This is a genomic window from Tardiphaga sp. 37S4 (genome assembly GCF_021044645.1).
GTDB classification, from domain to species: Bacteria; Pseudomonadota; Alphaproteobacteria; order Rhizobiales; family Xanthobacteraceae; genus Tardiphaga; species Tardiphaga robiniae.
This window is the reverse complement of the sequence record NZ_CP088008.1, coordinates 1,691,721-1,712,049: the sequence shown is the minus strand read 5'-3', so window position 1 is coordinate 1,712,049 and position 20,329 is coordinate 1,691,721. Positions and strand designations below refer to the sequence as shown.

The following is a 20,329-nucleotide window of genomic DNA, read 5'->3' as shown; positions in this document are numbered from 1 at the left end:
TCGACTTCCGGCTGAATTCCCAACGGGTGTGTCGCGCGCGCGGCAAGCCAGGTTCATCGCCGCGACCGCACGCCGCAGGGACGCAACGCAACGCAAACGCGGGGAGCAGCACAATCGCGCATGATTGGCAAAGCCGATGTCGGACATGGCCATCAGCCTATTGAGCAAATTGCCCCGCGGATGGTCAGATTCCATTAACCCCGCGGCCAGACTAAAACGCGAGAAGCTACCCAGATACTCCGGTAAGTGGATGTATTAGCAGACCTAAATGCTTTGATCGGCAGATTGCTTGTTTGATCGGCAATGCGACGGGCATCAGCGAATGACCAGCATCACCACCCTGTCCGAGGGAACCGACGCCTCCACGAGGGACCTCCGCAAGGATTCGGCATTGCGGATCGCGCGGCGCCGGACCGCCTATATCGCGCAGGCGTCGAGCTATCTGATCGATGCTGCGATCCTGCTGCTCTACGCCATGATCGGCGTGACCACCGTGGCGACGGGGGTCGTGTATCTGGCCATCAGGCTCACTGTGGTCGGCATTGCTGCCTATCTCTCGGAGATCCAGGTCAACGACCGTTTCAAGGACCCCTACCTCACGGTCCCTCTCTCCATCGTCAGCATCATCGTCCAAATCGGCGCGATCTATCTCGTGCCGCAGATCGGCTTCTACTTCATCTCCATCATTTTCGTCGTGCTCGGCTTCGCTGCACTCCGCATGAGTGCGCGCCAGACCGGCATCGTCTGGTCCACCGCAACGCTGGGCCTCGCACTGCTTTTTCTGATGACGGACAAGCCGATCGGCATTCCCATGGCCACCGCGACCGAGCGCGCTCTGGCGCTGGCCTGTTTCGTCAGCGCGCTTGGCCGCTGCGCCAGCGCCGGCCTCTACGGCAGCTCGATGCGCGAACTGCTGTATCGTCGCAGCAACGACCTCGCGGCTGCCAATGTGCGGATCGAGGAACTGGCGCAACTCGACGAGCTCACCGGCGCATTGAACCGGCGCTACATCATGAAGTGCCTGAACGACGAGATCGCCAAGGCCCAGCGCAACGCCACAACCTGCTGCATCGCGATCATCGACCTCGATCACTTCAAGAAGATCAATGATCATTTTGGACATCCGGTGGGTGATGAAGTGCTGCGCGCCTTCGCCATCTCGGTCTTCGCCAATATCCGCACCATCGACAGGTTCGGCCGTCAGGGCGGCGAGGAGTTTCTACTGATCCTGCCGGACACCGACATTGATCTTGCGATCCAGACGCTGGATCGATTGCGCGGCCTGATCACGGAACTGAACTGGTCAGCGATTGCGCAGGATCTGACTCTGACGATATCCGCCGGGATCAGCGCCATCAGGCCCAACGATACGCCGGAAGACATTTTGGCGCGCGCCGACCTTGCGCTCTACAGAGCCAAGGATACCGGCCGCGACCGCGTGGTGGCAGCCCCGCAAAAGCGGCAGTTCAGCTGACGCGCACCGCCGCCAGCCTGCAACGACCCACCACGCGTAGCGCACCACACCCTTGCCGGCGTAGCTGCGCGTCACGCACGAGAACTCGCCTTCGAACGTTGCGGCCAGCAAGATGCCGCTGATGAACTTCAATTCCGCCGACGCCGTTGCCAGTGCGGCATCGCGCGATTGCGCGGCACCGATCACCACGAAGCTTGTGCACGGCAAGGTCTGGAACGTGGCGCCGGCGCTACGATCCGGATTGTAGTTGCATCCGCCGTCCAGATGATCGGTGGTTCGTCGACGATCACCTCGTTTGGCTCGGCATGCGTTGTCGGTGCGCGCAAGACGCTCATGCTCGGCGGCGCTGCGACTTTGTTATACAACGCAACATCGCTGATTCTGCCTGCGCAGCGGGACTCTACGGCTGCGATCGGCGTCGAGGCAATCTATCTCGGGTGTCGCAATTGGCTGGTGCTGACGATCAGCAAGATTGACGGCAGTAGCGTCACAAGCCCTGCAACGCCCATCGGAACCGTGCTCTATGGCCAGTGGGGCAGGTGTCGCTGCCGATTAGCCGGAAGGCAATATTCGGACTATCTTAAAGGTCGTTCTTGCAAACCGAGCTTCCCCGATATCCAGTAACAAATGCTTTTGTGCAAGGTGGTCTCTTTCATGGGGCAAAAGAACCGCCCATGCAGGTGCTTGGATGGTGGCGAGATGGTCTAATGTTACGGCGGAGATCGGCGCCCTCACATACACCAACATATTCGGATCCGTGGTGTGTCCGATTACATACAAAAGCTGCTGTGACGGCACAGCAGCAGCGATAGTCCTTCCCGCAATCTGACTTTGCTGAAAAAGATGAGGCCAAAAGGGCATTATTATCCAGCCTCGAATAATCAGCCCACCATAGATCAGGTAGGTGATAAGAAAGGCGCAAACGACAACCCGCGCTTGATGGTCTCGCCATTGTTCGAAGGTCAATCCACATATGACCGCAAGCGTCATGGTCGCAGGCATTGCGTAGCGAGCTGATACGCCGCCGGGCCAAAGCAAGAGAACGATAGTTGTGACGGTCGAGTAGCATAGAGCGGCTAACAAGAGATCGTGTTTCGGCCGCCGACGTTGACGTAAAACGATTGTGACTGAGGGTACGATCAGTATCGAGGCCGGCAGAGTTTCGACAATGATGCTTTTCAGAAAGTCAGTATGGTCGTGCCACCAGTCAAGCTCAACGACGACTTTAAGGCGCGAGTGCGCTAGCCACAGATCTATATCGCCCTTCTGCTGATGCACGGCGAAATACCATGCTGCGATGACCAAACCAGCAAGCAGGTTGGTTATGAGGAATGCAGGAATCTGCTTTCGATCTTTAAGCAGTAAATAGACGCCTACACCGAGCCCAAAATAAGCGGCCGGTTGAGGGCCTTTAGTCAGCCCTGCCAACGCTACCAGAACTGCGACGCTCAGCCACCGCGAGACATTCATAGACTCTTTGCTGGTGCCGATCCACCAAACATAGAAGGCCGCGAACAGCAGCACAGAGAGGACGATCTCGGGCTCTGCATTGATGAACTTTGGGGCAACGAGAGGCATCGAGATCCAGCTGAAGGCACCGAATATCGCTGCGGCCTTGCCGGCCTGCGTTTTGACCAGTAGGTAGACCAAGAATGCGCCGGCAAGAAAGAACGCTAAGTGAGGAATGCGTAGCGACCACAAGGTAACTCCACCGGTTGCCTCACCGACCAAGCCGGTAATCCATGAAAGAAGAACGGGACGTTCAGGGAAGCGCTCGCCATAGATGAATGGCGTGATCCAGTGGCCATCTTCAGCGGCGCCGCGCGCTAGGGCAATGATGCGACCTTCCTCGAGATTGGACGCTCGGATGATAGTTGCCGGGATTGCTTGGACGAGAAACAAGCCGGCGACCCAAAGCAATGGCCACGGGGAATTATCGAGCGATCTAGCCTTCGCCAGCATCCACTGGCCCGGTCGAAAAACTTGGTGCCAGAATTGAATCCGGCTCGCGCTATCACCGGTCATTGATATCCCCATGCCCTACGTGGCACGTCAAACACAACCAGAGGTCGCGGGCAAGGCTTCGTTACGGCTGGTGCGCCTAATTACAATAGTTCACGACCGTCGCTGCTCTTGTGGCGGGCGGGTCCCAAAGGTGAAGGCGATGGCCTGATCGGCCCAGGGATCACGCTGCGCGGCCTCCGGCACACGTGGCGGTCATCCTGCGGGGATCAGCTACGACGGGCGAACCATTGCCGACGCTCTTGGAGAGGCCACCATTGAGATGGCCAGGCACTATGCCAAAGGAGCCGACCTCAAGCCGAAGATGCGTGGCGTGGTCAGATCTCTTGAGGCGGAATGGGACAAACGGAAAACGAAAACTGTCAAACCGGGTCTATGAACCTGTCAAACCTTGAGCGACAGAACGCCGGACGAGAAATATTTATGTTACTATTCAAGTACTTAAATGGCAGGGGCGGTAGGGCTCGAACCTACGACAACCGGTTTTGGAGACCGGTACTCTACCAACTGAGCTACACCCCTACAGGAAAACGGCGCACCGTCATTTCCGCGCCGTTTGAAGCATATGCGACGCCTGATTTGCAAGAGGCGAAGCGAACACCACCCCTTAAACCCGATTATTTTGCGGCATCTGCCGGCAACCGTTTGGCTGGCATCGCGCATTCACGATTCAGGCCAGTACCGGGGGCGTTTTCAAAGACGCAACGTGTCGGCGGGTTGCCGCAGACCTTGTCGAGATTTTTGAAGCCGACGCATTTTTGGTCCGGCCCTCGATAGCCGGGACCGCCCTTGCACCCGCAGCCCTCACAAGCAGGGCGTTCGGGGCATGCCGCGTGGCCAACGGACATCGGCCACGCGGATAATACCGTGAATGCGAGCACAGAAACGAGCGCTCGCAGCCACATTACTCGATGATGCTAGCGACGACGCCTGCACCGACGGTGCGGCCGCCTTCACGGATGGCGAAGCGCAGCTTTTCTTCCATCGCGATCGGCACGATCAGGTGCACTTCCATGGCGATGTTGTCGCCCGGCATCACCATTTCGGTGCCTTCCGGCAGATGCACAACACCGGTCACGTCGGTGGTGCGGAAGTAGAACTGCGGACGGTAGTTGGTGAAGAACGGCGTGTGACGGCCACCCTCTTCCTTGGTGAGGATGTAAGCCTCGGCCTTGAACTTGGTGTGCGGCTTCACCGAACCCGGCTTGCACAGCACCTGGCCGCGCTCGACGTCTTCACGCTTGGTGCCGCGCAGCAGCGCGCCGATGTTGTCGCCGGCCTGGCCCTGATCGAGCAGCTTGCGGAACATTTCAACGCCGGTGCAGATCGTCTTCTGCGTGGCGCGGATGCCGACGATTTCGATTTCCTCACCGACCTTGACGATGCCGCGCTCGACGCGGCCGGTCACGACCGTACCACGGCCCGAGATCGAGAACACGTCTTCCACCGGCATCAGGAACGGCTGGTCAACCGGACGCTCCGGCTGCGGGATGTAGCTGTCGACATTCTTCATCAGTTCGAGAATGGCGTCGTGACCGAGCTTCTGATCCGAGTTTTCGAGAGCGGCCAGCGCCGAACCCTTGATGATCGGAATATCATCGCCCGGGAAGTCGTACTTCGAGAGAAGTTCGCGGACTTCCATTTCCACGAGCTCGAGCAGTTCCGGATCGTCGACCATGTCGCACTTGTTCAGGAACACGACCAGCGCGGGAACGCCGACCTGGCGGGCGAGCAGGATGTGCTCGCGGGTCTGCGGCATCGGGCCGTCAGCGGCCGACACGACCAGGATGCCACCGTCCATCTGCGCGGCGCCGGTGATCATGTTCTTCACATAGTCGGCGTGGCCGGGGCAATCGACGTGGGCGTAGTGGCGGTTGGCGGTCTCGTATTCGACGTGAGCGGTCGAAATGGTGATGCCGCGGGCCTTTTCCTCGGGCGCCTTGTCGATCTGGTCGTAAGCGGTGAACGTGGCACCGCCCGTCTCTGCCAGCACCTTCGTGATCGCCGCCGTCAGCGACGTCTTGCCGTGGTCAACGTGACCGATCGTACCAATATTGCAGTGCGGCTTGTTACGTTCAAATTTTGCTTTGGCCATAGATCCACCTGTTAAGCCACGCCCGTGCGCAGCACCAAACCGGCGGCTGGTTACAAGGGAAAACGGCCCTGTTCAAGCCCGAACTTCTGGGCCAAGCTCGTCCAACCATGCCGGCGAGCCCCCTATGTAAGCCGGCAAATGACAAGATCAATCAAAGCACTATCGGGAGCCCCCATGAACGCCCAAACTGCCGCAAAACACGCCATTTCCCTCGAGACCCCCGAGCTGCCGCAGGCCCGGCCGGAAACGCTGGGATTGTCATCAAACCGTCTTCAAATCATGTCGGACGCGTTCAAGCGCGAGATCGACAAGGGCACCACGCCGGGCGTCACCATGCTGGTCTCCCGCCGCGGCCAGATCGGCTATTTCGAGGCCTTCGGCAAGCAGACTCCAGACGGCGGGACTGCGATGTCGCGCGATAGTCTGTTCCGCATCTTCTCGATGACCAAGCCGATCGTGTCATTGGGCATCATGCAGCTGGTCGAGAACGGCCATATCCTGCTCAACGACCCCCTCGCCAAATACATCCCCGCATTCGCCGACACCAAGGTCGGCGTCGAGCGCAACGGCGCGCTCGAACTGGCGCTGCCGCTGCGCCCGATCACGATCCAGGACCTGCTGCGGCACACGTCGGGCATCTCCTATGAGATCACCGGCAACGGCATGGTGCAGCGGATGTACCAGAAGTCGAATCTGCGCAATCGCGACATCACCAATGAAGAACATGCCAAGATCGTCGCGGGTCTGCCGCTGATCTGCCAGCCCGGCACCGAATGGAATTACAGCCGCTCCACGGATATTCTCGGCCGCGTCATCGAGGTCGTGTCCGGCAAGTCGCTGGGCAACTATCTCACCGACAACATTCTGGCGCCGCTGCAGATGGCCGAGACCGGATTCCACACCGCGACATCCAACAAGGATCGCATCGCGCACCCCTTCCCCACCGATCCCTGGACCGGCGAGAAAATCGCGCTGTTCGATCCGCTCGAAATTCCGAAGATGGAATCCGGCGGCGGCGGACTGGTATCAAAGACCATGGACTATGCGCGCTTCTGCCAGATGCTGCTCAACGGCGGCACGCTGGACAGCAACCGCGTGATCGGCAGCCGCACACTGCACCTGATGGCGTCTAACCATCTGACGCCCAGCGTGAAGCTGGAAACACATCTCGTACCGCCCGGCCACGGCTTCGGGCTCGGCTTCGCGGTGCGCACCGACGATGGGCTGGCACCTTACGCAGGATCGAAAGGGCAATTCTTCTGGAGCGGCGTCGCCGGCACGTTCTTCTGGATCGATCCGCAGGAAGAGCTGTTCGCGGTGTTCATGTCGCAGGGCCCCGGCCAGCGGGAGTATTTCAGGACGCTGATCCGGAGCCTGGTCTACGCGGCGGTGGAGTGACGACGTAGTCGTCATTCCCCGCCACTCCAATTGGAGTGACTGAGGATGAGCGCAAGTCGGCATAGCCGACTGAAGCTCAGACCCGGAATCCCGATGTGTTCATCACTTCGAGATTCCGGGCTCAGTCCCGCCGCCTTCGGCGCCGGTCCCGCCCCGGAATGACGGGCCTGCGGCCCGTCAACTAATCGTAGCCCCGCCGTCGATCACCATGGTCTGGCCGGTCATGAAATTCCCGGCTGTCGATCCGAGGAACACCGCGGCGCCCGCGATCTCATCGGGGATGCCGATGCGCAGCAGCGGCGAGCGTGCGGTGGAGGCCTTGAGGTTCTCCGGATTGTCCCACAGCGCTTTCGCAAAGTCGGTCTTGATGAGGCCGGGCGCGATGCAGTTCACACGGACATTGAACTTGCCGTATTCGCAGGCGAGATTGCGCGCGAGCTGCATGTCAGCCGCTTTCGAGATCGCATAGGCGCCCAGGATCGTCGAGCCTTTCAACCCGCCGATCGACGACACGATGATCACCGAGCCGTCCTTGCGTTCGATCATGTCCGGCACGACCATGCTGGTCAGCCAGTTGTTGGCGACGATGTTGTTGTCGAGAATCTTGCGGAACTGATCGTCGGAAATGCCGGCCAGCGGCCCGTAATACGGATTCGATGCGGCGTTACACACCAGCACGTCGATCTTGCCGAACGCCTTCTTGCTCTCGTCGACGAGGTTCTGCAGGTTCTCCTTGCTGGAGATGTTCGCGGCGATGGCCACCGCCGTCCCCGCGCCGAACTGCGCGTTGATCTCCTTCGCCACCTCGTCGCAAACATCCTGCTTGCGCGACGAGATCACCACCTTGGCGCCGTGCTCCGCCATGCGCTCGGCAATGGCGCGGCCAATGCCACGCGTCGAGCCGGTGATGACGGCGGTTTTTCCGGTCATGTCGAACAGGTTCATGTCTCTCTCCCCTTGATCCGGCATGAGCCGGTTGTTTTTGATTTACGCCAGTTTCGTCGGTGTCACTTCCGGCCCCGCCGGCTGATGCATCGCTGCATGCGACGGATCGGCGATCCAGGGCTGCTGGTTGACCATCGGGATGCGCCAGCCACTGTGGCCGTCGCTGGCGAGATGATCGAGCCGCGTCACCGAGCAGTTGTCGATGGTGAAAGCGAGACCGCGATCCGGCTGATCGTTGAGCGCAAGACCGATGGCCGCCTTGATCGTGCCGCCATGCGCCACTGCAATAATATCCTTGCCGGCGTTCTCGACATTGATGCGCTCGATGCCACGGCGCACGCGGTTGTAGAGGTCCATGAAGCTTTCGCCATTCGGCGACGGTTCATCGATGGGCGCGAACCAGTAGCTGCCGACATTGATGGGACGGCTGGCGAAGAACGCGGCGCGGTTCATGCCCTGCCAGTCGCCGAGATGCTGTTCGGCGAAATCCGCTTCATGCGGCATCGCGTCGGGCTTCGGAAATCCTGCGGCCCAGATCGCACTCGCCGTCTGATGCGTGCGCTTGAGATTGCTGGCGACCCAGACGGCATTGCGTGGCAGGATCTTGCCGACCGCATCGAACACCACGCGGTCGCTGCAGTCGCAGTCCATGTCCTTCTGGCCGTAGATGTTGCCGCCGTCACTCCGCACCGGGGCGTGTCGCACCCACCACCACCGCGTCGCCGTCACACCTTGAGGGACTGTATGCTGCGCCACGAACGGTTTCTCGGCGTTGGACATCGTGACCACCCTTCAATACTGTTTCATCCGTCCTACGTCAGAGCGCGAAGCGCCTCAAGCATCTTCGCAGCTTGGCACGCATCATTGAATTCCATATGGCGGCACGCCGCACAAAAAACATACAGGGAGAGAGTTATGGGCCGCCTCGCAGGCAAATCCGTCATCATCACCGGCGCAGGCAGCGGCATCGGCCGCGCCGCAGCGCAATTGTTCTCGCTGGAAGGCGCCAAGCTCATCATCGTCGACCGCAGCGAGAGCGTGCATGAGACCGCCAAACTTGTGAGCGATGCCGGCGGCACCATTGAAGCGATCACGGCGGATGCCGGTTCCGAGAGCGATGTGAAAGCCTATGTCGAAAAGGCGCTTTCAAAATACGGCAAGCTCGACGCGATCTGGGCCAATGCCGGCATATCAGGCGGCCTCGTGCCGCTGCTGGAGCAGACCGTCGAGCAATGGCAGGAGATCCTGCGCATCAATCTGATCGGGCCGTTCCTCGCAATCAAGCATTCCATGCCGCATATGGTGAAACAGGGGCACGGCTCCATCGTCCTCACCGCCTCTGTCGCAGGCCTGAAGTCCGGCGCCTCCGGCCATCCCTATGCGTCGAGCAAGGCCGGCGTCATCAGCCTGGTGCAGACCACGGCCTATTCGCTCTCCGGCACCGGCGTGCGCATCAATGCGGTGTGCCCCGGCCTGATCGAGACCGGCATGACCAAGCCGATCTTCGACAATGCCAAGGAGCGCGGCACGCAGGGCAAGATCGGCCAGCTCAATCCGCTGAAGCGCGCCGGCCAGCCGCATGAACTCGCGGCGATGGGATTGTTTCTGGCGAGCGACGAAGCGTCCTATGTGAATGGCCAGGCGATCCCGGTGGACGGCGGCCTCACGGCCTCGATGCCTTACGCGGGCAAACCAATCTAAGACGGAATGCGGGATGGGTTTGGCTTCGCTCAACTCATCCTGCGATCCAGAACAACTGCTGCGTTCGTCGCCCGCGGGGCGGCCAGCACAGCAAGCGCCGAGGCCACCTGAATGGCGACGCCGATGAAAATCGGTGTCGCGTAGCCGCCCGTAAGGTCGCGCAGAAGCCCCATGGTTGCCGGCCCACAGGCATTGATCACGCCGGCAATCCCGATGGACAGCCCGAGCACCACGCTGAACGCGTTCGACGGGAATTCGCGCTGAACGATTAGCGCCGGCAGCGTGATCAGATTGCCCATCGAAAAGCCGAACACCGCGCAGGCAAGGTATAGCCCGGTCGTGCTGGTCGATAATCCCAATACGCTCAGTGCCGCAGCCTGGCTGAGGATCGATACCGCGGCAGCGCGGCGTGGGTCGACGCGGTCGGCAACGAGACCAAGCGTAATGCGCCCGACCAGCGACATGGCCGTTGTGAGCGAGACCGCACCGCCCGCCGACTGAAATCCGATTACCGGCGTCAGGATCGATATCTGATGCACGATGAACGCAACCTGCACCAGGATTGCGAACGTGAATGGTGCGGTCAAGCTCCAGAAGCCGGGATCGCGCAGGAGGTCTGCACGTGACAACGGCGGAGCCGCATGTACAGCTTCGGCAATCCGCCGTTCCCCTGCGCGCGGGAATCGAACCATGATTGCCACGACCGGCACGAGCACGATCGCCAACACGGCGGCGGCGATATCCAGCGCGTGACGAAATCCGGTCGCTTCGACCAGCAGGACCAGACCGGGCATCAACAAGATGCCACTGAACGTCGCCCCGGTGAAGGTGAGACTGATCGCCAGGCCGCGCTTGCGGTCGAACCACGCACCGACGATCGCCGCAGCGGTGATCGTCCCGAGGCCGACCCAGGCCAGCGCGAGCACGACAAAGCCCGCATAGAGATGCAGCAGGGAGTCCGCCGATGCCAGCAATACAAGACCTGTCGCAAGCGCGGCGACGCCCACAAGGACCAGACGGCGCGGCCCGATCCAGCGCAACAGATCGCTGACGAACATCGATAGCAGGGAGCCCAGTACGAGACAGAGCGTACTTCCCGTTGCGATTAGCCCGGTCGGCCAATCGTTGAGGCGGCGGAGTTCGGCGACATAGATGCCCTGCCCGTACAGGCCGAAACCGAAGATCGAGATCTGGACCAGAAACAGGGCGGCAACAATCCGCCAGCCCATATAGCGCAACGACGTCTCGTCAGCCGGATCGGTCTCGGCCATCGCATGCGTTTGCATTTCCCCACCGCCGCGCTCAATGCGTCCCCATAGAACGCTACCTATGATTGCGGCGCCATGCCATCGCGGCGTATCGGCGCGCGGTCAAGAAATAACGCAGACAGTTACAATCCGTCAGGCGGAGCGTTCGACGAATTCGTCGCCAGCAAACGGTCGCGGACGCGCTCGCGGTGGAACGTGTAGATGCCGGACAGCACGATCACGCTCGCGCCGAGCACCATCATGGCGTCGGGCACATCACCGAAGACCAGATAGCCCAGCAGCATCGCGTAGAGCATCTGCGAATAACGCATCGGCGCGACCGACGAGACATCGCCGACGCGCAGCGCGAGGATGACGCACTGGAATCCGATCAGCGTCATCACTGCCGCCAGCGCCAGCAAAGCGAGCGAATAAAACGATAGCGCAGTCCAGTCCCCGTGCAGCAGGGTGAACACTGCCCCAGCCAGGGTCACCGCAACGGCGGTGAGAAAGGTCACGAACAGCGTGGGAATTTCGGCCGGGATGCGTTTGGTGACGAGATCGCGCGTGGCGTAGAACAACACCGACAGCAGCGCCACCAGCGTGAACTGGCTGAACCCCTCGGCGCCCGGCCGCACGATGATCAGCACGCCGACAAAGCCGGCGGCAATCGCCAGCCATCGGCGCCACCCCACCGGCTCGCCCAGGATCAGCACCGCGCCGCAGGTCATCACCAGCGGCAGCGATTGAACGATGGCGGTCACATTGGCGAGCGGCAGCGCGCTCACCGCGACCAGGAACAGCGCCGAGCCGCCGATCTCCCCGGAGATGCGCAGCGCCACCGACGGCACGAACAGCAGCCGCAGCGGCCGTAGCGCGCCCTGATGCACCGTCAGCGCACCGATCATGACGCTGGCGAACAGCCCGCGCAGCATCATGACCTGGCTGAAATGCATCTGCACGGTCAGAAATTTGGCGATCGCGTCGTTGACGCTGAAAGTTGCCATGGACACAGCCATCAGCAGGCTGCCGCGCAGATTGGGAGAGAGAGGCAAGACGATCCTGGGTGAGTTACGGTCAGAGCGGACAGGCTCCGAACAGAGCAAGACTCAGGCCAAATGATTGCGCCTCGTGTGCACGAAGACGGACGTGCGAGCCAGATGGCTCACGCGTCCCTGCCATTCACTGCGCGCCGGACTGATGGCCCGGCGCCAAGCCTACAACCCATCCGGCGGCATGCTCGGCGCACTGGCCGCCGGCAACCGGTTGCGAACACGCTCGCGATGAAATGCATAAATACCGGACAGCACGATAACCGACGCGCCGAGAACCATCGGGCCGTCCGGCACATCGCCGAACACGAGGTAGCCAAGCAACATGGCCCACAGCAGTTGCGAGTACCGGAACGGCGCAACAGCGGAGATATCGCCGGCGCGCAGCGCCAGGATCACGCACTGATATCCAATCAGCACCAGCACAGCGGCAAGCGCCAGCAGGCCGAGCGACCGGTTCGAGGGCGGCGTCCAGCCACCGAGCGGAACGAGCAGGATGGCGCCAACGATCGTCACAACGATCGTGGTCAATAACGTGACGAACAGTGAAGGGATTTCGGCCGGAATGCGCTTGGTCGCGAGATCGCGCACGGTACAGAACGCGACCGACAACAACGCCAGCAGCGAAAACTGGTTGAAGCCCTCCACGCCGGGCCGGACCACAATGAGAACGCCGACGAAGCCCGCAGCGATCGCCAGCCAGCGCCGCCAGCCCACCTGCTCACCGAAGATGAGTGCCGCACCGAGCGTGATCGCGAGTGGCAGTGATTGAAAGATCGACGATACGTTCGCAAGGGGCAGATGTGCGAGCGACGCCAGAAAAGTCACGGTGCCGCCGATCTCGCCGAATACGCGCAGCGCCACAGACGGCACGAACAGGATGCGCAGCGGACGCAGGGCCTTCCGCTGGGTGGCGAGCGCGCCGATCAGCACGACGGCGAACAGACCGCGCACCAGCATCACCTGGCCGAAGTTCATGTGCAGCGTCAGGAATTTCGTGAGCGCGTCGTTGAGGCTGAAGCCGGCCATGGCTATGGCCATCAGCACGCTGCCGCGAAGACTGGGAGAGAGAGACAAGTGCGTTTCCAGGTCGATCGACGCAGCAGCACTTGCTGCGGCCGGCCCTCTTAGCGGGGCATCTCTGAAGCGATCATGAAAGAGGCGCGATCCCCAGTCGGTCGCGCCTCTTCAATCGTTTATTTCGCGCCCGCGAGCTGCGCGTATTTCCACGACGCCTGCGCCAGCGGCACGGTGCGCTTGGCAGACTCCATCGCCTTGGCTGACGACGCGGTGCCATCGCGAACACGACCGGCAATGCCCTGCAGAATGCCGGTGAGCCGGAACAGGTTGTAGCAATAGTACCAGTTCAGATCCGGCACGCTCTTGCGGCCGGCCTTGTCGCAATAGATCTTGGCGGCCTCGTCCATGGTCGGGATGTTGAGCGCCTTGAAGTCGAGCCCGTCGAGGCCCGGCATGATCCACTGCATCAAAAGATAGGTGAAGTCGGCCATCGGATCGCCCAATGTCGACAACTCCCAGTCGAGCACCGCCTGCACCTTCGGCTGCGTCGTATGGAACACCATGTTGTCGATGCGATAGTCGCCATGCACCACCGACACCCGCTCCTGCTCCGGCACGGAGGTCGGCAACCATTCGATCAGCCGTTCCATTTCCGGAATGAGCTGCGTCTCCGAGGCGCGGTACTGCTTGGTCCAGCGATCGACCTGACGCGAAAAGTAATTGCCGGGACGGCCGAAATCGCCGAGCCCGATTTTCTCGGGATCGTAGCTGTGCAGTTGCGCCAGCGTCTCGATCTTCGCCGTGAAGATCGCGCGGCGATCTTCCTTCGGCACCGTTGGCAGCGCCGGATCCCAAAATATCCGGCCGTCTTCCATCGACATGATGTAGAACGCCGAACCGATGACATTGTCATCGGTGCAGAGTGCGTAGGCCTTGGCGACCGGGAAGCCCTGCTTACCCAATGCCGCAATCACCTTGTATTCGCGATCGACGGCGTGCGCCGATGGCAGAAGCTTGCCGAACGGCTTGCGCCGCATCACGTAGGATTGCTTCGGCGTATTCAGCCGATAGGTCGGGTTGGACTGTCCGCCCTTGAACTGCAGGACGGTCAGCGGCCCCTCATAGCCTTCCACATGCTCGCGCATCCAGGCTTCGAGGCTCATCTCGTCGAAGCGATGCCGCTCCTCCACTGGCCTCGTGCCGTTATACTCGTCGTCGCGCTTCACACCATCGGTCACGTCAGTCTCCGCTTAGCGTTTCTTAGTGCTTTGCCTCATTGGCATACTTGCGCAGTTCGAGCCGCGCAATGGCACGGTTGTGCACCTCGTCCGGACCGTCAGCGAGACGCATGGTGCGCATCGACGCATAGTCACGGGCGAGACCCGCATCATCGGACACGCCGGCGGCGCCGTAAGCCTGGATCGCATTGTCGATGATCTTCAGCGCCATATTCGGGCCGGAGACCTTGATCATCGCGATTTCGAGCTGGGCGGTCTTGTTGCCGACCTTGTCCATCATGTCGGCGGCCTTGAGGCAGAGCAGACGGTTCATCTCGATATCGGTACGGGCTTCAGCGATGCGCTGCTCCCAGATCGAATATTCGATGATCTTCTTGCCGAAGGCGGTGCGCGACGACAGACGGCGCACCATCTTCTCCAGCGCTTCCTCGGCCTTGCCGATGGTGCGCATGCAGTGATGGATACGGCCGGGACCGAGACGGCCCTGCGCGATCTCGAAGCCGCGGCCTTCGCCGAGCAGGATGTTGCTGGCGGGAACGCGGACATTGTCCAGCTTCACCCGCGCATGGCCGTGCGGCGCATCGTCGAAGCCGAACACCGGCAGCATCTTCTCGATTGTCACACCCTTGGCATCGCGCGGCACCAGGATCTGCGACTGCTGCTGATGCTTCGCCGCGCTCGGATCGGTCTTGCCCATCACGATCATCACGGCGCAGCGCGGATCGCCCATGCCCGACGACCACCACTTGGTGCCGTTGATGACGTATTCGTCGCCGTCGCGCTTGATCGAGGTCTCGATATTGGTCGCGTCCGACGACGCGACATCCGGCTCGGTCATCAGGAAGGCGGAGCGGATCTCGCCGTTCATCAGCGGCTTCAGCCACTTCTGCTTATGCTCTTTCGAGCCATAGCGCATGAACACTTCCATATTGCCGGTGTCAGGTGCCGAGCAGTTGAACACTTCCGAGGCCCAGCCGATATGGCCCATCTGTTCGGCGAGCAGCGCATATTCCAGATTGCTCAGTCCCGCGCCGTGGAATTCGTCGTCTTCATGCGACGACGGCGGCATGAACATGTTCCACAGGCCTTCGGCCTTCGCCTTCTTCTTCAAGTCCTCGACGATCGGGATCACCTTCCAGCGCTCGCCCGCTTCGTCCTGCTGACGATAGATCGGCACGGCGGGGCGGACATGCTTGGTCATGAAGGAGGACACGCGCTCGAGCCATTCGCGCTGGCGGTCCGACATATTGAAATCCATGGGGCGATCCTCGCGTTTTTTAGAATTGTTGGCGGCACTGTTGTCCCGTCGCTGGATCACCGCAAGAGCAAATTTGTCTCTGCTGATGCGGCACAGATCCGCGCGGGGGCGATGGCGTTGAGCAGATGCAATATGCCATCAGGCGCACATTGACATTTCCCGACGCTCAAACGATAGTTTCATACACGCGTTTGAAATGCAATGACCCCGATCCGCGCCACTTGCATGGGGCCATGTTGCAAAAGGACCGTTTTGATCAGGACGATCGCATGGCAGCAGACCACACACGGACGGCGATCATCACCGCAGCCGAACGGCTCTATGCCGAACGCGGCTTTGCGGATGTGACCATGCGCGACATCGTGGCCGCGGCGGACGTCAATCTCGCGGCGGTGAATTATCATTTCGGCAGCAAGGACGAGTTGATCGCCGAACTGTTCGTGACGCGCAGCCTCGCCACCAATCGCGAGCGCCTGCGCGAATTGAAGGCGGCGGAGGAAGCCGGCGACGGCCGCGCCGACATCCATGCGATCTTCGCCGCCCTGGTCGGCCCGACGCTGCGCGGCTGCCTCGGCCCCGAGAAACAGCGCTCGGACGCCGCGCGCTTCATGATCCGCGCCTCGATCGAATCCGTGCCGCCGATCCGCAAGATCAAGAACCGCGAGGTCGATCACCTCAAGCGCTTCGCCGCGGCGATGCGCCGGTCCCTGCCCGATCAGGACCCCGCGGATATCTTCTGGGCGCTGCATTTTGCGCTGGCCATGGCGCACCAGACCATCCGCGACAGCGAACGCCTGACGCGCATGTCCGACGGGCTGTGCGACCTCAACGATGTGCAGGCGATCACCGACCGCGTGGTCGCGGTCGCGGTCATGGCGCTGACGGGGAAGCCGGCCAAGGCGGCGCTGAAGGAACCGGCCAAAGCGAAAGCGCGCGCCTGAACGGTAAAGCCCGGTTCCCGCTGCAGATTGCTGGTGACGTCCCGCCGATTCGCGGCGTAGGACGGGAGCGGATCGGGACCCCAGCATGAGCGCACAGGACGCCATCGACTTCGTGTCGGACAATATCGCGGAAGTGGGCACGCTGATGCGCTCGCTGTCCGGCCGCTATGAAGGCATCTTCGGCAATCTGCGCGCCGCCTATGGCGTCGCCTTCGAACAGGCGAACAGCATCGCGGACGCCGCACGCGATGCGACCGCCATTGCGGACGCCGCCACGACAGCCATTCGCGACAACATCCCGAACCAGCCCGGCAATGCCTGCACCAGCGGCTGCGCCGCCTGCTGTCATCTCTATGTCCAAGTGCCGCCCGGTACCGCGACGGTGATGGCGCAACATATCGCTGCGCATTTCACGCGGGACGAACAGGCGGCACTCCGCACCCGCCTCGAAGTCGCCGCGGCTGCCGCACGCGATGCCGCCGACGTCATGAAACTTCGCATGCGCTGCGCGCTGCTCGGTGCCGACAATCGCTGCACGGTCTATGAGGTCCGCCCGCTGACCTGCCGCGCCTTCACGTCACGTTCAGTGGCACGCTGCCACGACGTGGTGTTCGGCGATGTGCCCGAGGGCACCGGCGTCGAGCAGAACGCCGCGCATTTCCGCATTCACATGGAAGCGACCTTCGCGCTGGAGCAGGCCGCGCGCAATCGCGGCCTGCCAGATGCGCAGAAGGGACTGGCGCAGGCTTTGCTGGATGAGATGGGAACCATCGCTGAGCCTGCGCCGGAAGCGAAGCGCCATACCGGATCGTCATAGCGCATGCGCGACTTCGCTCACGATCAACAGCCGACATGATCGATGAGTATTTCCGTCCCTTCGTCGCGCGACTCTACGTTCATATCCAGGGGCTGACGCCCTCCCCGCCACCGGCTATCGGCGCCGCGATTTGCGTGAGTGCTGGACTGGCGCAGGCGCAGCCGGCTGCGACACGAGTGAGCCCGATTGGTTTGTGACGTAGCCGCGCGATTCCTGCAGCCGGCGCTGATAGCCCGGCGAGTTCATGAAGCTGCTGCCACCGCCTCGGGCAGATGCCGCGTCAGCGAGCGCGAGTTCAGCAACGGCAGCCAGGACGAGCAGCGCAGCCTTCTTCGAAATAATGTTCATTGTTCGAACCTCTCCGACCTGAGCAAGCAGAGCAAGGCAAAATCGTTCCGACAATCACATGGCACATGGAATGAGGCTGCGGGAGCGCACCAGTGTTCCCGATCACCGCACCGTGATCCTCGCCTACGTAATCATCGCGATCCCCGAACGTAACGCTATCGGCACCAAGCCAGAGCGTTACGTGAAAGGACGAAATATGAGAGCGTTTTCTGCTGTAATCACCGGGCTGGGCATTGCCCTGCTGAGTGCAGCCAGCATTTCCGCCGCAAGCGCAGCCGAGACGGTTCGCGTGCGCGGCACGGTCGAGAGTGTCGACGGCGCGAAACTGACGGTCAAAACCCGCGAGGGCAATTCGACGGCGATCAAGCTGAACGACAACTGGAAGGTCACCGGCGTCGCCAAGGCGTCGCTCAACGACATCAAGCCCGGCGACTTCGTCGGCATCGCCTCGCTGCCCAAATCCCGCGGCGGCGACGGCGCCCTCGAGGTCCTGATCTTCCCGGCGGGCATGAAGGGCACCGGCGAAGGCAGCTATCCCTGGGATCTGAAGCCGAACAGCACCATGACCAACGCCACCGTCACCAACGCCGTCAAGGACGTCGACGGCCGCAACGTCACTGTGACCTTCCACGGCAAGGAAAAGACCATCTCGGTCGCGGATGACACCACGGTCGTGACCTTTGCGGCTGCCGCGCAAGGTGACCTGAAGCCGGGCATGACAGTGTTCGTGCCGTCGCAGAAGGCGGACGACGGAACGCTCACCACCGGCAACGTGGTCGCCGGCACCAACGGCGTCGTGCCGCCGATGTAGCCCGCGCGAAGCGCGCATTGCGCCGGGGGATCAGTCGAGCGGTTTGTCGTCGTCGGTCGGAGGCTCTGCCTCCGGCGAGCAGATGTCGCCGCCGCCGAACTGATCCTCCGGAGCGGGGTGATCTCCGAGAATCGTGAGCGGGTCCGGCTTTTCGCCCGGACCTTCCGGGGCCCGCTCAGCTGGCTTGCGAACATTCATGCTGGTGCCTCCCTTTGCAAGCCAACGCGGCCCCGTGCAATCCGTTGCATGGGAGGCGACGTCTGCGTTCTGAATGGGAGCGTCCTAGATCCGCGCCGCGATCAGTTGCCGGATGCGCAGAAGGGACTGGCGCTGGCCTTGCTTGACGAGATGACGGGTTGATACGGGCCCTGCTCGATGCCGGACGCAACGACTGGCCGGAGAGCTATTTACCGCGCATTAAGCATAAACTGCCATCTTCCCATCGAAGCTGCCGACATAGGTGCCTCAGATGATTTCGGAAGCACAAATTTTACGTTTGATTGCCCTGCCACTGGCAGGTTGCGCCTTCCTGATCGCCGTTTATCTCACGACCGGAATCGGCTTGAGATAAAGCGACGCGGAAGCCGAGCAGCGGCTCATCCGGAAGCGGAAGAATGCGCTATCCCGCAACGCCCCGCCTGCGTTGCCTCCCTTGCGCGGCACCGCCAAGGTGCGAGCTTTAAAGCTCCACGTCCGAACGAAGCGTCCTAGCTCCGCGCCGCGATCAGTTGCCGGATGAACTCAGGCGCCTTCGCGCTGGGCAGCCACCGCGTCACCGCGATCATGTCGGCGTCGCGATCGATCCAGATCATGTTGCCGCCAGCGCCGAGCGCATAAACCGCCGTGTCCGGCGCATTCTTGTTGGCATGCGGCCCGCGGTTCAGCCACCACAGGAAACCGTAATTCGGCTGCTGGGACGACGGCGCCCACATCGCGTCGACCCAGGCCTGCGACAGCAGCCGCTGGCCATTCCATTCGCCGCCCCGCGCCATCAAGAGGCCGAAGCGCGCATGGTCCTCCGCGCCGATGAACATGCCGCCGCCCCAATGGCCGCCGCCCGGCACCGACTGCATCCGCTGCCCGTCGATCTCGACAAAGGAATTGTCATAGCCGACCCAGCGCCACTCCCCGGACGCGCCGATCGGATCCATGATGCCCGCACGCAGCACCTCCGGCAGCGGGTGCTTGAACAGGTGCAGAAGGCAGAGCGACAGCAGGTTCACGCGGACATCGTTATATTCGTAGAAGCTGCCCGGCGTTTGCCACTCGCGCAGCTCGCCCTTGCGGCTGTTGTCCGCATTTGGCGCGACCAGACGGTTGTGATCGATCTGGTCCGGCTTGCCGAACAACTCGCCGCGCCATTCGCTGGTCTGCTCCAGCAGATGCCGCCAGGTAACCCTGGCGTTATGCACATCCGCAAACAGCGGCCCGGGCACGCGCTTGGCTACCTGCTCGTCGATATCCCCGATCAGCCCGTCATCAACAGCTAGTCCCGTCAGCACGGCGAGATAGCTCTTGGCGATGGAGAAGGTCATGTCCGCCCGCGCGATCTCGCCCCACGACGCCAGCATGCGACCATTCTGCAGCACTAGGCCCGCCGACCCGCCGCGCTCACGCACGGGACCCAGCACCGCGCTCCATGGCCCGGTTTCATTCCAGTCCACATTCGGCGCGTAGCGGCCGTCGTCGTAATAGAAGCCACGCGGCCACGGCGTTTCATTGGCCTGCGCGAAGGCCACGGCTGCGGCGAGCTTGTCCGGCGCGTAGCCGGCCTGTTGCGGATCGACCTTGTCCCAAGCGCTTCCGCCGGCCGGGAAATAACGTGTCTCTGTCATGGGGATATCAAGCTCGCTTTGGACTACAGGCGACGGTTATTGACCGGAAGGGAGGCGGCGGCAAGCGACGGCGGCGCGAGTGATCTTGGGGAGCATGCGTAGTGCGGATGAACGCAGCGATATCCGG

19 protein-coding genes and 1 tRNA gene are annotated in these 20,329 nt (G+C 61.9%); 7 read left to right on the top strand and 13 right to left on the bottom strand.

Features of this window, described 5'->3' with window-relative positions; all coding sequences use genetic code 11:
• The first annotated feature begins 322 nt into the window (after positions 1–322).
• Entirely contained in the window at positions 323–1,474 is a 1,152-nt protein-coding gene (locus tag LPB73_RS08310; RefSeq protein ID WP_231080280.1) for a GGDEF domain-containing protein, read from the top strand.
• Positions 1,475–1,595: 121 nt separating this feature from the next.
• Positions 1,596–1,721, top strand: a complete 126-nt coding sequence (locus LPB73_RS29200; protein ID WP_349768806.1) for a hypothetical protein — start codon at positions 1,596–1,598, stop codon at positions 1,719–1,721.
• Positions 1,722–2,026: 305 nt separating this feature from the next.
• Here LPB73_RS29200 and LPB73_RS08300 read toward each other — a convergent pair whose 3' ends face one another.
• The 3 genes from LPB73_RS08300 to tuf all read right to left on the bottom strand — a co-directional run bounded on the left by LPB73_RS08300 (position 2,027) and on the right by tuf (position 5,591).
• The gene (locus tag LPB73_RS08300; RefSeq protein WP_231080279.1) at positions 2,027–3,499 is read right to left on the bottom strand and encodes an ArnT family glycosyltransferase; all 1,473 of its coding nucleotides are present in this window, start codon (positions 3,497–3,499) and stop codon (positions 2,027–2,029) included.
• A gap of 443 nt (positions 3,500–3,942) precedes the next feature.
• A tRNA-Trp gene (locus LPB73_RS08295) sits at positions 3,943–4,018 on the bottom strand.
• Positions 4,019–4,400: 382 nt separating this feature from the next.
• Complete coding sequence (tuf, locus tag LPB73_RS08290) at positions 4,401–5,591, bottom strand: elongation factor Tu (RefSeq protein ID WP_184517871.1); 1,191 nt, start codon at positions 5,589–5,591, stop codon at positions 4,401–4,403.
• A 174-nt stretch (positions 5,592–5,765) separates the two neighbouring features.
• On the opposite strand from tuf, the gene LPB73_RS08285 reads away from it, so the two are divergent.
• Positions 5,766–6,989 carry a serine hydrolase domain-containing protein gene (locus LPB73_RS08285; protein ID WP_231080278.1) on the top strand — a complete coding sequence of 408 codons (1,224 nt, stop codon included), beginning with the start codon at positions 5,766–5,768 and terminating at the stop codon, positions 6,987–6,989.
• A 177-nt stretch (positions 6,990–7,166) separates the two neighbouring features.
• Here LPB73_RS08285 and LPB73_RS08280 read toward each other — a convergent pair whose 3' ends face one another.
• Both LPB73_RS08280 and LPB73_RS08275 read right to left on the bottom strand, forming a co-directional pair.
• Entirely contained in the window at positions 7,167–7,934 is a 768-nt protein-coding gene (locus tag LPB73_RS08280; protein ID WP_231080277.1) for an SDR family NAD(P)-dependent oxidoreductase, read from the bottom strand.
• Positions 7,935–7,976: 42 nt separating this feature from the next.
• Complete coding sequence (locus LPB73_RS08275; RefSeq protein ID WP_231080276.1) at positions 7,977–8,714, bottom strand: histidine phosphatase family protein; 738 nt, start codon at positions 8,712–8,714, stop codon at positions 7,977–7,979.
• Between the two features lie 135 nt (positions 8,715–8,849).
• Here LPB73_RS08275 and LPB73_RS08270 point away from each other — a divergent pair, with 135 nt between their 5' ends.
• Entirely contained in the window at positions 8,850–9,635 is a 786-nt protein-coding gene (locus LPB73_RS08270; RefSeq protein WP_120293134.1) for an SDR family NAD(P)-dependent oxidoreductase, read from the top strand.
• A gap of 29 nt (positions 9,636–9,664) precedes the next feature.
• On the opposite strand, the gene LPB73_RS08265 is transcribed toward LPB73_RS08270, so the two are convergent.
• The 5 genes from LPB73_RS08265 to LPB73_RS08245 all read right to left on the bottom strand — a co-directional run bounded on the left by LPB73_RS08265 (position 9,665) and on the right by LPB73_RS08245 (position 15,450).
• Positions 9,665–10,906: an MFS transporter gene (locus LPB73_RS08265; protein WP_231080275.1), complete on the bottom strand. Its 1,242-nt coding sequence runs from the start codon at positions 10,904–10,906 to the stop codon at positions 9,665–9,667.
• Positions 10,907–11,025: 119 nt separating this feature from the next.
• Positions 11,026–11,937, bottom strand: coding sequence for a DMT family transporter (locus LPB73_RS08260; protein ID WP_256461283.1), 912 nt, complete (start codon positions 11,935–11,937; stop codon positions 11,026–11,028).
• A gap of 162 nt (positions 11,938–12,099) precedes the next feature.
• Entirely contained in the window at positions 12,100–13,011 is a 912-nt protein-coding gene (locus LPB73_RS08255; RefSeq protein WP_231080273.1) for a DMT family transporter, read from the bottom strand.
• 119 nt (positions 13,012–13,130) lie between these two features.
• Complete coding sequence (locus LPB73_RS08250; protein WP_068731551.1) at positions 13,131–14,192, bottom strand: phosphotransferase family protein; 1,062 nt, start codon at positions 14,190–14,192, stop codon at positions 13,131–13,133.
• A gap of 22 nt (positions 14,193–14,214) precedes the next feature.
• The gene (locus LPB73_RS08245; protein ID WP_120293126.1) at positions 14,215–15,450 is read right to left on the bottom strand and encodes an acyl-CoA dehydrogenase family protein; all 1,236 of its coding nucleotides are present in this window, start codon (positions 15,448–15,450) and stop codon (positions 14,215–14,217) included.
• A gap of 269 nt (positions 15,451–15,719) precedes the next feature.
• On the opposite strand from LPB73_RS08245, the gene LPB73_RS08240 reads away from it, so the two are divergent.
• Positions 15,720–16,391, top strand: a complete 672-nt coding sequence (locus LPB73_RS08240; RefSeq protein ID WP_231080272.1) for a TetR/AcrR family transcriptional regulator — start codon at positions 15,720–15,722, stop codon at positions 16,389–16,391.
• Positions 16,392–16,476: 85 nt separating this feature from the next.
• Positions 16,477–17,208, top strand: coding sequence for a YkgJ family cysteine cluster protein (locus tag LPB73_RS08235; RefSeq protein ID WP_231080271.1), 732 nt, complete (start codon positions 16,477–16,479; stop codon positions 17,206–17,208).
• Positions 17,209–17,322: 114 nt separating this feature from the next.
• Here the strand turns inward: LPB73_RS08235 and LPB73_RS08230 are convergent, their stop codons facing one another.
• Positions 17,323–17,556: a hypothetical protein gene (locus tag LPB73_RS08230; protein ID WP_231080270.1), complete on the bottom strand. Its 234-nt coding sequence runs from the start codon at positions 17,554–17,556 to the stop codon at positions 17,323–17,325.
• 196 nt (positions 17,557–17,752) lie between these two features.
• Here LPB73_RS08230 and LPB73_RS08225 point away from each other — a divergent pair, with 196 nt between their 5' ends.
• On the top strand, positions 17,753–18,367 hold the full coding sequence (locus tag LPB73_RS08225) for a hypothetical protein (RefSeq protein ID WP_414716904.1): 615 nt from the start codon (positions 17,753–17,755) through the stop codon (positions 18,365–18,367).
• Between the two features lie 30 nt (positions 18,368–18,397).
• On the opposite strand, the gene LPB73_RS08220 is transcribed toward LPB73_RS08225, so the two are convergent.
• Together LPB73_RS08220 and LPB73_RS08215 are read right to left on the bottom strand one after the other, a co-directional pair.
• Positions 18,398–18,565, bottom strand: coding sequence for a hypothetical protein (locus tag LPB73_RS08220; RefSeq protein ID WP_158596884.1), 168 nt, complete (start codon positions 18,563–18,565; stop codon positions 18,398–18,400).
• Between the two features lie 509 nt (positions 18,566–19,074).
• Positions 19,075–20,202 carry a serine hydrolase domain-containing protein gene (locus tag LPB73_RS08215; RefSeq protein ID WP_231080268.1) on the bottom strand — a complete coding sequence of 376 codons (1,128 nt, stop codon included), beginning with the start codon at positions 20,200–20,202 and terminating at the stop codon, positions 19,075–19,077.
• Positions 20,203–20,329 lie beyond the last annotated feature (127 nt).

What these genes read in the sequence shown, in the direction of transcription:
- LPB73_RS08285 (WP_231080278.1), top strand. Translation starts at nt 5,766, where the DNA reads ATGAACGCCCAAACTGCCGCAAAACACGCCATTTCCCTCGAGACCCCC.
- LPB73_RS08300 (WP_231080279.1), bottom strand. Translation starts at nt 3,499, where the DNA reads ATGACCGGTGATAGCGCGAGCCGGATTCAATTCTGGCACCAAGTTTTT.
- LPB73_RS08240 (WP_231080272.1), top strand. Translation starts at nt 15,720, where the DNA reads ATGGCAGCAGACCACACACGGACGGCGATCATCACCGCAGCCGAACGG.
- LPB73_RS08220 (WP_158596884.1), bottom strand. Translation starts at nt 18,565, where the DNA reads ATGAATGTTCGCAAGCCAGCTGAGCGGGCCCCGGAAGGTCCGGGCGAA.
- LPB73_RS08270 (WP_120293134.1), top strand. Translation starts at nt 8,850, where the DNA reads ATGGGCCGCCTCGCAGGCAAATCCGTCATCATCACCGGCGCAGGCAGC.
- LPB73_RS08275 (WP_231080276.1), bottom strand. Translation starts at nt 8,714, where the DNA reads ATGTCCAACGCCGAGAAACCGTTCGTGGCGCAGCATACAGTCCCTCAA.
- tuf (WP_184517871.1), bottom strand. Translation starts at nt 5,591, where the DNA reads ATGGCCAAAGCAAAATTTGAACGTAACAAGCCGCACTGCAATATTGGT.
- LPB73_RS08310 (WP_231080280.1), top strand. Translation starts at nt 323, where the DNA reads ATGACCAGCATCACCACCCTGTCCGAGGGAACCGACGCCTCCACGAGG.
- LPB73_RS08215 (WP_231080268.1), bottom strand. Translation starts at nt 20,202, where the DNA reads ATGACAGAGACACGTTATTTCCCGGCCGGCGGAAGCGCTTGGGACAAG.
- LPB73_RS08230 (WP_231080270.1), bottom strand. Translation starts at nt 17,556, where the DNA reads ATGAACATTATTTCGAAGAAGGCTGCGCTGCTCGTCCTGGCTGCCGTT.
- LPB73_RS08280 (WP_231080277.1), bottom strand. Translation starts at nt 7,934, where the DNA reads ATGAACCTGTTCGACATGACCGGAAAAACCGCCGTCATCACCGGCTCG.
- LPB73_RS29200 (WP_349768806.1), top strand. Translation starts at nt 1,596, where the DNA reads ATGAACTTCAATTCCGCCGACGCCGTTGCCAGTGCGGCATCGCGCGAT.
- LPB73_RS08265 (WP_231080275.1), bottom strand. Translation starts at nt 10,906, where the DNA reads ATGGCCGAGACCGATCCGGCTGACGAGACGTCGTTGCGCTATATGGGC.
- LPB73_RS08235 (WP_231080271.1), top strand. Translation starts at nt 16,477, where the DNA reads ATGAGCGCACAGGACGCCATCGACTTCGTGTCGGACAATATCGCGGAA.
- LPB73_RS08245 (WP_120293126.1), bottom strand. Translation starts at nt 15,450, where the DNA reads ATGGATTTCAATATGTCGGACCGCCAGCGCGAATGGCTCGAGCGCGTG.
- LPB73_RS08225 (WP_414716904.1), top strand. Translation starts at nt 17,753, where the DNA reads ATGAGAGCGTTTTCTGCTGTAATCACCGGGCTGGGCATTGCCCTGCTG.